This is a genomic window from Phenylobacterium aquaticum, assembly GCF_947378715.1.
GTDB lineage: Bacteria > Pseudomonadota > Alphaproteobacteria > Caulobacterales > Caulobacteraceae > Phenylobacterium > Phenylobacterium aquaticum_A.
This window is the reverse complement of the sequence record NZ_CANCLE010000164.1, coordinates 1-8,360: the sequence shown is the minus strand read 5'-3', so window position 1 is coordinate 8,360 and position 8,360 is coordinate 1. Positions and strand designations below refer to the sequence as shown.

At 70.1% G+C, this 8,360-nt stretch carries 7 protein-coding genes; 3 read left to right on the top strand and 4 right to left on the bottom strand.

Going from position 1 to position 8,360, the window contains the following annotated elements:
• Positions 1-1,449 (bottom strand): type I secretion system permease/ATPase (locus Q7P21_RS17220; RefSeq protein ID WP_304178079.1); only part of this gene is annotated, 1,449 nt, incomplete at its 3' end.
• A 276-nt stretch (positions 1,450-1,725) separates the two neighbouring features.
• Here Q7P21_RS17220 and Q7P21_RS17215 point away from each other — a divergent pair.
• The gene (locus Q7P21_RS17215) at positions 1,726-2,490 is read left to right on the top strand and encodes a DUF6270 domain-containing protein (RefSeq protein ID WP_304178077.1); all 765 of its coding nucleotides are present in this window, start codon (positions 1,726-1,728) and stop codon (positions 2,488-2,490) included.
• On the opposite strand, the gene Q7P21_RS17210 is transcribed toward Q7P21_RS17215, so the two are convergent.
• The 3 genes from Q7P21_RS17210 to Q7P21_RS17200 are packed head-to-tail and all read right to left on the bottom strand — an operon-like array spanning position 2,487 to position 6,734.
• Positions 2,487-3,689 (bottom strand): hypothetical protein, encoded by a 1,203-nt coding sequence (locus tag Q7P21_RS17210; RefSeq protein ID WP_304165606.1) that lies wholly within the window; start codon positions 3,687-3,689, stop codon positions 2,487-2,489. The genes Q7P21_RS17215 and Q7P21_RS17210 overlap by 4 nt on opposite strands.
• Positions 3,690-3,747: 58 nt before the next feature.
• The gene (locus Q7P21_RS17205; RefSeq protein ID WP_304178076.1) at positions 3,748-4,791 is read right to left on the bottom strand and encodes a hypothetical protein; all 1,044 of its coding nucleotides are present in this window, start codon (positions 4,789-4,791) and stop codon (positions 3,748-3,750) included.
• Positions 4,788-6,734, bottom strand: coding sequence for a hypothetical protein (locus Q7P21_RS17200; RefSeq protein ID WP_304178074.1), 1,947 nt, complete (start codon positions 6,732-6,734; stop codon positions 4,788-4,790). Before Q7P21_RS17200 ends, Q7P21_RS17205 begins: the two co-directional genes overlap by 4 nt.
• A gap of 129 nt (positions 6,735-6,863) precedes the next feature.
• Here Q7P21_RS17200 and Q7P21_RS17195 point away from each other — a divergent pair, with 129 nt between their 5' ends.
• Both Q7P21_RS17195 and Q7P21_RS17190 read left to right on the top strand, forming a co-directional pair.
• A complete protein-coding gene (locus tag Q7P21_RS17195) occupies positions 6,864-7,865 on the top strand; it encodes a sulfotransferase family protein (RefSeq protein ID WP_304165611.1) in 1,002 nt (333 codons plus the stop codon).
• Between the two features lie 104 nt (positions 7,866-7,969).
• Positions 7,970-8,360, top strand: a 391-nt coding sequence (locus Q7P21_RS17190; RefSeq protein ID WP_304178073.1) for a hypothetical protein, incomplete at its 3' end; no start/stop codon positions are given.

Here is an 8,360-nt window from a genome sequence, read left to right as displayed (position 1 = left end):
CAGGCCCACCCGCTGGCGTTGGCCGGCCGACAGGATGTGGCCCGCCTCGTCCAGCTTGGTGTCGTAGCCCTGGGGCAGTTTCAGGATCAGCTGGTGCACCCCGGCCGCCTGAGCGGCCCAGACCACGGCCTCGTCCTCCACGTCGGGGCGGAAACGGGCGATGTTGTCGCGCAGGCTGCCCGCGAACAGCTCGGTGTCCTGGGGCAGATAGCCCACATGGCGGCCGAAATCGTCACGGTCCCAGGAGAAGACGTCGGCGCCGTCCAGGCGCACGGCGCCCTGGCTGGGCTTCCAGATGCCGACCAACAGGCGCGCCAGGGTGGACTTGCCGGCCCCCGACGGGCCCACGACGCCCAGCATCTGGCCGGGCTCGACCACGAAATTGATCTGTTGCAGCACGAAGCGCCCCGCGCCTGGGGGGGCATAGGCCATGGCCTCGCAGGTCAGGCGGCCGATCGGGGTCGGCAGCTTGGTGCCGGGAACCGGCGGCTTGTAGTCCTTGAGGGCTTCCATCAGGCGGTCGAAGGCCTGGGTGCCCTTCATCAGCGGATCCCAGGTGCCCACCAGCCGGTCGATCGGCTGCAGGGCGCGGGCGGCCAGGATCATGTTGGCGAACAGCAGGCCGGAGTGGATCTTGCCCTTCACCACCAGATAGGCCCCGATCGCGATGATCAGCACCTGGATGGCCATGCGCGCGAACTTGCTGATATTGCCCAGGACGCTGGAGCGCTCGCTGGCGATCGCCCCCCGCTCCATGGCGGTGGCGCGGAACTCCGCCCAGCGGCGGCCGAGCGCGCCGGTCATGCCCAGGGCCCGGACGATCTCGCTGTTGCGCAGGCCGGCGTCGGTGAAGGCGTAGCTGCGCAGGGCCGCGACATTGGCTTCGCGCAGCGGCGCGGCGGTGGCCTTGTCCTGCAGCACGGTGATGCCGAACAGCACCGCGGCGCCGACCAGGGTGACCATGCCGACCGTCGGGTCGATCAGGAACAGCACGATCATGAAGAGCGGCATCCAGGGCAGATCGAAGATCACCGAGAAGGTGATCCCCGTCAGCATCTGGCGGAAGGTGTCGAGGTCGCGCAGGACCTGCGCCTGGGCGGCGGGATTCCCACGGGCGGCGCTCTCGAACAGGGCGGTGAAGATGTGCCCGGACACCCGCTGGTCGAGCACCACGCCATAGTTGATCAGCACCCGGGCGCGATAGTCGTCCACCACCGAGGACAGGATGAACGCCCCCATCACCCCAAGGGTCAGGACGAACAGCGTGGCGACGCTGCCACTGGTCATCACCCGACCGTATATCTGGAAAGTATAGAGCGGCAGGGCCAAGTAGAGGATGTTCGACACGAAACTGAACGCCGCCGCGAACAGCAGGGGCGTGTAGCCTTCCTTGATCGCGAGGGTAAGCGGATTGGCAGGCAGATCAGCCAGCGGATTGAAGATTTTCATGTGCGCGGGATCGATCCGTATTGGTCCGCCGACGGCGCGTCTGGCGTCCTCCGGCGACTCGAGCGGTTAAGGTCGACAGCAACTTCGGCAAGCGCCTCGAACCGGTGGGGCGCCAACGGGTCGCGACTGATGATCGGGGGGGGCACAGATGTCAATCCTGCATATGGGCGGCGCGACGCGGGGCCGGCTGGCGCGCGGCAGGGGGGCGATGATAGGGATGGGACCGATCGCCGGTGGGGCGTCGTCCGCTGACCTGAACATGCATGGGGAGGCGCCGTGTCGCGAATAGCTATAATCGGCAGCTGCATAACGCGGGACTTGTGGCCAAACCTGGGCGAGGCGCCGCCAGACCTGTTGTACGTTTGCCGCACCAGCTTACCGAGTCTTCTGGCGACAGCCGCGCCGGGCCTGAAGGTGCGGCGGACGCCGCCGGCGGGGCTGCGCCCCCGCCCCCACGCCGCCGTCGTCGCCGACCTGAGGAAGCAGGCGCTCGCCGAGCTCGTGGCCCATCGCCCCACCCACATCATCTTTGATTTCATCGATGAACGCTTCGATCTGATCCGAACCCCGAAGACCGTCGTGACACATAGCTGGGAACTCGAAACAAGCGGTTACATCCGCCAGCAGGCGTTCGAGGACCGCCGGATCGTGCCACGGCTGTCGGCCGCCTGCGATCTGATGTGGCGCGACGCCCTGGGTGAGCTGGCCATGCTGCTGCGCGCCACCCCGCTGGGCGACGCCCGGCTGATCCTGCACGCCTCCAGCTGGGCCCGAACCTATCTGGACGCCGACGGGGCCACTCGCGCCTTCGATCCCGAGATCGAGCTTCTGCCCGGTCGGAACGCGTCGATCACCGCCCACAACGCCCTGCTGGATCGCTACCAGCGAGCCTTCGAAGACAGCTTGGCGCCCGCCGTGGTGCGCGCCGCGCCGGAGCGCGTGCAAGGCGATGTGCGCCATCGCTGGGGCTTGAGCCCCTTTCACTATGGACCGGACTACTACGCCCAGGTCCGCGACCAGCTGGCCGCCCTGGGGGTCTAGCTGGCGACGCCGAGCCGCGCCCAGCGCTCCAGCGGGGTCAGGCCCTCCGTCGCCAACTCCGGGTGAGCGGCCAGATAGGCTGCGGCCTGGAAGCCGGGCGAAGGCTCGCCGACGGTCCAGGCGCCGCCCTGCAGATAGTCGCTCAGGGCGTCGAGGCCGGGCAGCCTGTCCGATCCCCGCCGGGCGAAATAGGTTCTCGCGTCCAGCCAGGGTCCCGGCGAAAATCCGCCCTCGCCGCGATCAAGGACGAAATGGACCAGGGGGTCCAGCCCGGCTGCCGGGACATCGGGATAGGCGTCTCGATACCAGGCCGGGTCGAACAGCGGATGCGGCCTGAGGCCCGCCGCCGAGCCCTGGGTGAGATAGTGCAGCAAGGGTTCGTCGCCCGGCTCAAGCCCGGCCTGGGCGCAGTAATAGTCGGTCAGGAACAGCGGGTGCGGGTTCAGTCCGCGCGCCGCGCCTTCGCGCAGATAGTGGAGAAATGGAATTTCCCCGGTTTCGAACAGCTCCGGCGCCTGGATCAGATAGTGATCGAGCTGAAAGAGCGGGTGAATCGCCGCGCCCCGGGGTCCGCCCAGCCGAATGAAATGCTCCAGGGCGGTCAGGCCCAGGGCGCCCATCTCCGGCGCATGCTGGCCCAGATAGGGCCCGTGGTCGAACAGCGGATGCGGGACCCGCCCCTCCAGGCCGCCGCGCAGCAGATAGTGAACCAGCGGCGACTGGCCGCTCGCCGCCACATCCGGATAGCGGTCAAGATACCAGGCCTGATCGAAGAACGCCGGCGGCTGGGCCGCCGGATCGGCGCCACGGGCGGCATAGGCCTCCATGTCGGCGAGGTCGGACGCGCCCCCCGCGCCGGCCCAGAGTCCCGAAGCCGCCAGGATCGTCGCCTGGCCCTTGGGGCCGCGCCGGTCCTGCAGCCGTTCCACGAGCCGGCGCAAGCGATTGCGGCGATCCGGCGTCGCGCGGGCGAGGCCGGTGGCGCGATAGGCGCGGCCGGCGACGCTCCGGGCCTCGGCCTCGGCCTTGGCGCGGGCGACCAGGGCCACGATCAGGGCCTCGCCCAGCCGGGAACGGGTCAGGGCCTCGCGGGTCTGGGCGAGCTGGGTCTCCGCGCGCAGGGCGTCCTGGCGCGCGGACAGGGTCTCGATCTTGTCGATGATCGACTGGGGCCAGCTGTTCAAGGCGCGCGCGGTCACGGTTCTGGCCGACCCCTGTGGTTCTGAAGCTTCGGTGTCGTCCGCAGCGGTCATGGCGTCAACCGACCTCGCCATCGATCAGTCCCTCGCGGGCGAGCCAGGACCGGAAGCCGCCCGGCCGGGCGTCGAACGGGTCGGGGAAGGCCGCCTGCAGATCCGGACGCTCGCGATAGACCAGCCGGTGGGCCCGGGCGATGGGCGTGCCGTCTGAGAATTGGTCATAGGCCCAGTAGCGGGTCGGGATCGAGGGATCGGTCGCCGCCGTCACCTGGTCCTTGTACCAGCGCCAGATCTCGTAGACCGGGTAGTTGTCGCCGGCATAGCGTTTGGTCATCACGTCGCCGGTCGGCCCCAGCTTGGTGAAGTGCCAGAACCGCAAGGGCGACCCATTGACCAGGATCGCGCCCTGGCCGTCGATGGCCAGCCGGCGCTGGCTGAGGTTCCAGCTGGCGACGTTGAAGCCCGGGTCGCGGATGATGTCGACATGGCTGAACAGGGCCGGGACGTGATCGCACCAGCGCTGGTCGACGAACAGGCCCATCGGGATGTCGTCATAGCAGTAGTCGAGGAGACGGTCGTTCCACCAGGCCGCGAAGCGGGCGCCCTCCCCCGTCGCGCGGACGGCCACGAAGCCCAGATTGAAGATGCCCGTACGTGACGCCGACAGGTCGTGATCGAGGATGGCGGCGCGGTCGGTGTTGGGATCGAGCAGGTGCGGCGTGAGCGCGATCTCGGCGGTCCGCAGCCGCTCGATCAGTGGGTCGAGCGGCGCGAACAGGGCGGTGTCCGGATCAAGGTAGATGACGATGTCGGCGCCCGAGGCGCAGGCCTGGTGAAGGAAGGGCCCCTTCACCGCCGTGCAGGCCTCGACCACGTCATGCTTGAACAGCCAGCCGGGGAAGGCCTCGATCCCCAGGTCCTCGGCCCAGACCACCCGGTCGAAGGGCTCGCGCGCGGCGTCGAAATGGAAGCCGAGCGGCGGCCGGTCGGTGATCAGGGCCGCCAGCTCCCAGTCGGGGTGGAACTTGCGCAGGGTCTGATAGAGCACCCGGGCGCGGTTCAGATAGGAGAAGGTGAAGCTGGAAAAGCAGAGGACCTTCATGCGCCCTCCAGCAGATCGACGGTGAGCGCGCTATAGGCCAGGTCGAAATGGGCCGGCTGGCGGATCGCGCGGGACAGGGCGAGCACCTCGCCGCGCTCGAACAGGCCGAACAGCTCGTCCTCGCCCGACAGCACCCGGCCGTGGCCGCCCTCGTCGGTGAAGGCGGCGATATTGCCGCTGTCGGGGCGGGTCAGTATGGCGACGCCGGCGGCGGCCACCTCATGGACGGTGAAGGAGAACGTCTCGCGGCACAGGGACCACAGGATCGCCACATCGATCCCCAGGGTCTCCAGCGCGTCCAGCATCGCCCTCGGGCGCTTGGCGGTCACCGCCACCTTGTGGAAGGCGAAGCGGATCCCCTTCACCGGGGCCGAGGCCAGATGGAGGAATTCGTAGCGCGGGTCGTCCTCGAAGCGTTCCGCGAGATCGCGGAAGGCCGGCCAGCCCTTGTGCGGCGAGGGCATGCCCAGGAAGGCCACCCGCAGAGGCCCTTGGCGCGCCGGTGTCGCCGTCGCCTCGCGCGGGACCAGCCGGGCGAGGGGGGCGATCAGATGGGGCTGGTCCGCCGGGGCCGTGGTCCGCGCGCGCCAGAGCTCATAGGTCGAGCGCGACGGCGCGACCACCGTCAGGTCCAGCGCCTCGAACAGCCTGGCGTGGGCCGCGACCTGGGCGGCGCGATAGGGGCCATAGACGCACAGGCCGCAGGCCGGGCTGTCCGGCGGCGGCGCCCCGCAATCGGCGACCTCGTTGCGCATCAGGTGATAGCCGGCGCAGAGGCTGGTGAAGTCGTGCAGCCAGATGTGGCCCGCCCCCATGCCCGCGGCGCCCAATATGGCGATCACCTCGTCCGGCGCGTGGCCGAGCAGATTGTGGATGGCGAAGCCGCGCCGCGCCTTGGCCGGGCCAGGCTTCAGCGCCGCGATGAGGTCGACGGCCGGGAAGGCGCCGATCGGCTTGCCGTTCCAGACCACCCCCAGCGCGGCGACGTCCCCCGACCCCCGCACGATCGGCCAATGGCTGGGCGGATGCAGATGCAGGTGGTCGCGGCCCAGCGCGGCCATGGCGGCGGCCTCGCGCTGGATGCACAGCTGCACCCCGCCGACATTGGTGGTGTAGTCGTCGTGGCTGAAGGTGATGTGCAGGTCGCCGGCCGCCGAGCGGCGCCCCGCCAGGGCCTCGACCAGAATGTTCGCCGGCTTCGTCCGCACCTTGGCGGCGCGCTCGGCCGCCAGGGCCAGGCGATCGGCCATGGGCTCCAGCCGCTGCAGCACCTGATAGCGGAAGCCCAGGTCATAGCCGGCGACGCGGCCCTCGGCCCGACCGGCGAGCAGCCAGTGGACGAAGGGATTCATGCCCACCGCTGCGACATCCGGATTGAGCTCCAGATAGTCCGAGACCGAGAAGTCCCGGCGTGGATCGCGGCCTTCCCGCCAGCCGGTGTGGAGGAAATGGTTCAGGGGCTCGATGCCCAGTTCGGCGATGTCCCGATTGGCCCAGAGGTAGAAGTCGGTGTCGAACTCCGGCTCGACCAGGGCGCGGGCCGCATCGGGGCCCGGGCCGGGAACCGGCGGCCGGGGCGGCGACGGCGGCCGGGTTCTCGGGCGATCAAATCCCCAGTCGGTGGCGTGGCCCGCGTCGGCCTGGCGCCACAGATAGGGCGCGCCATGGACGGACGGCTCGGGTGAGCGCCCCTCGCGCCAGCCGGCGGTCAGATAGTGATGAAAGGGATCGACCTCGCCGAGGTCGGGATTGGCGTCGCGATAGGCGCGGGTGCTGAACCAGGCGGTGGGGTCGCGCCCCTCCCGCCAGCCCGCGTCGGCATAGTGGCGCAGGGGCTCTATCCCCGCCTGAGCGATGTCGGGATAGACCAGCCGATAGAAGGTCGCGTCGAAGGCCGTGGAGAGGATCCTGTAGACGTGATCGAGGGAGGCCTCGTCGGCCATTCGCGATTTCCTGTGCGGCGCCCGTGGTTAGTGCAACAGAAGCGGGAGGGGATCAACCACGCCGGCCCTTGTCGGACGCCGCGCGCGCCCCTACAGCGAAGACACGACTTTCCGCGCGTTCAGGAAGATATGACCCGCACCAAGGCCCATTCCGGTCCGCCCTCGCGCCGACCGGCCTATCTGGTCCTGGGCATGCACCGGTCCGGCACCTCGGCGGCGACCCAGCTCCTGGCCTTGGCGGGGGCCAATCTGCCCGGCCAGGTGATGGCCGGCGATGCGCACAACGAGAAGGGCTATTTCGAGCCCTGGCGGATCGCGGTGTTCAACGACGCGCGGCTGCGGGCCGGCGGCGGCGCCTGGGACGACCCCTTCAGCCATCCCTATGTCAGCCTGGCTGAACCGGACGAGACCGACTGGCGCGCCCGCGCCGGCGCCCTGTTCGCCGAGGAATACGCCGAGGCGGCGATCCCGCTGTTGAAGGACCCCCGGGTCTCGGTCCTGATGCCGCTGTGGCGTCCGGTCCTGGAAGCCGCCGGTTTCGAACTGCGGGTGGTGATTCCCGTGCGCCATCCCCTGGCGGTGGCCGGATCCCTGGCCCGGCGCGACGGCTTTCCCATCGCCAAGTCCGTGCTGCTCTGGACCGCCTACATGCTGGCGGCCGAGGCCGGCAGCCGGGGCCTGCCCCGGGCCTTCGTCGACTATGACGCCCTGCTGGCCGACTGGCGGGCCGAGACCGGCAGGATCGAAGCCGCCCATGGCGCGCCTCTGCCCGACCTTTCCGCGAACGCCGCGCGCGAGATCGACGCCTTCCTGAGCCCCGAGCTGCGCCACAACGCCGGAACCGGCGACCTGGCCGCCATCGCCGAATGGGGCGCCGACGCGCAGGCCGTGTTCGACTGGTTCAAGGCCGCCGCGTCGGGGCCCCCGCCCTCCGCCAAGCCCCTGGAGGCCGCCGCCAAACGCCTCGAGGTCCTGCGCCAGCGCATCGGATCCCTGGTCTCACCCGTCACCCGCGATCTCGACCAGACCCGTTCCGACCTGGCCGACGCCCGCCGCCTGCATGCGTTCAAGACCCAGGAGCGCGAGATCCAAATGGCCGAGGCCCTCGACGGCCTGCTGGCCCGTCGCTGATCCCTGATAGACTGAGCATCGTGTCAGACGCCGCCCCCCAAGAGTCACCGTCGGTCGAGCCAAGGACCATCGCGAGCCTGCTCTCCCGTCGCCGCGAGCTGCACATGGTCCGCCGGGCCGTGGCGGAGGACCGCTGGCGGCGCTTCTGCGAGGCCGCCGGGCGGCGCGACTGGGACCGTGAGCGCGGCGGGGTGGAGCGTCGCCTCGACCGGCTGCTGGCCCGGGCCAAGTGGCCGGGCCGGGTGCTGTTGCTGCTGCGCTCGGGCCTCTGGGACATGCGGGTCAAGACCGGCCTGGGGCGCCAGGGCGGCGCGGCGCTCGGTCTTGTCGCCTATGTGCGCGCCGGTCCGGATCCGGCGGCCAATCCCCGCGCCCTGTTCGACCAGGCCTGGTATCTCGAGAACAATCCCGACATCGCCGGCACGCCCTGGGCGCCTCTGGCCCACTATCTGACCGAGGGCGACACCGAGGGGCGCGACCCGCACCCGCTGTTCG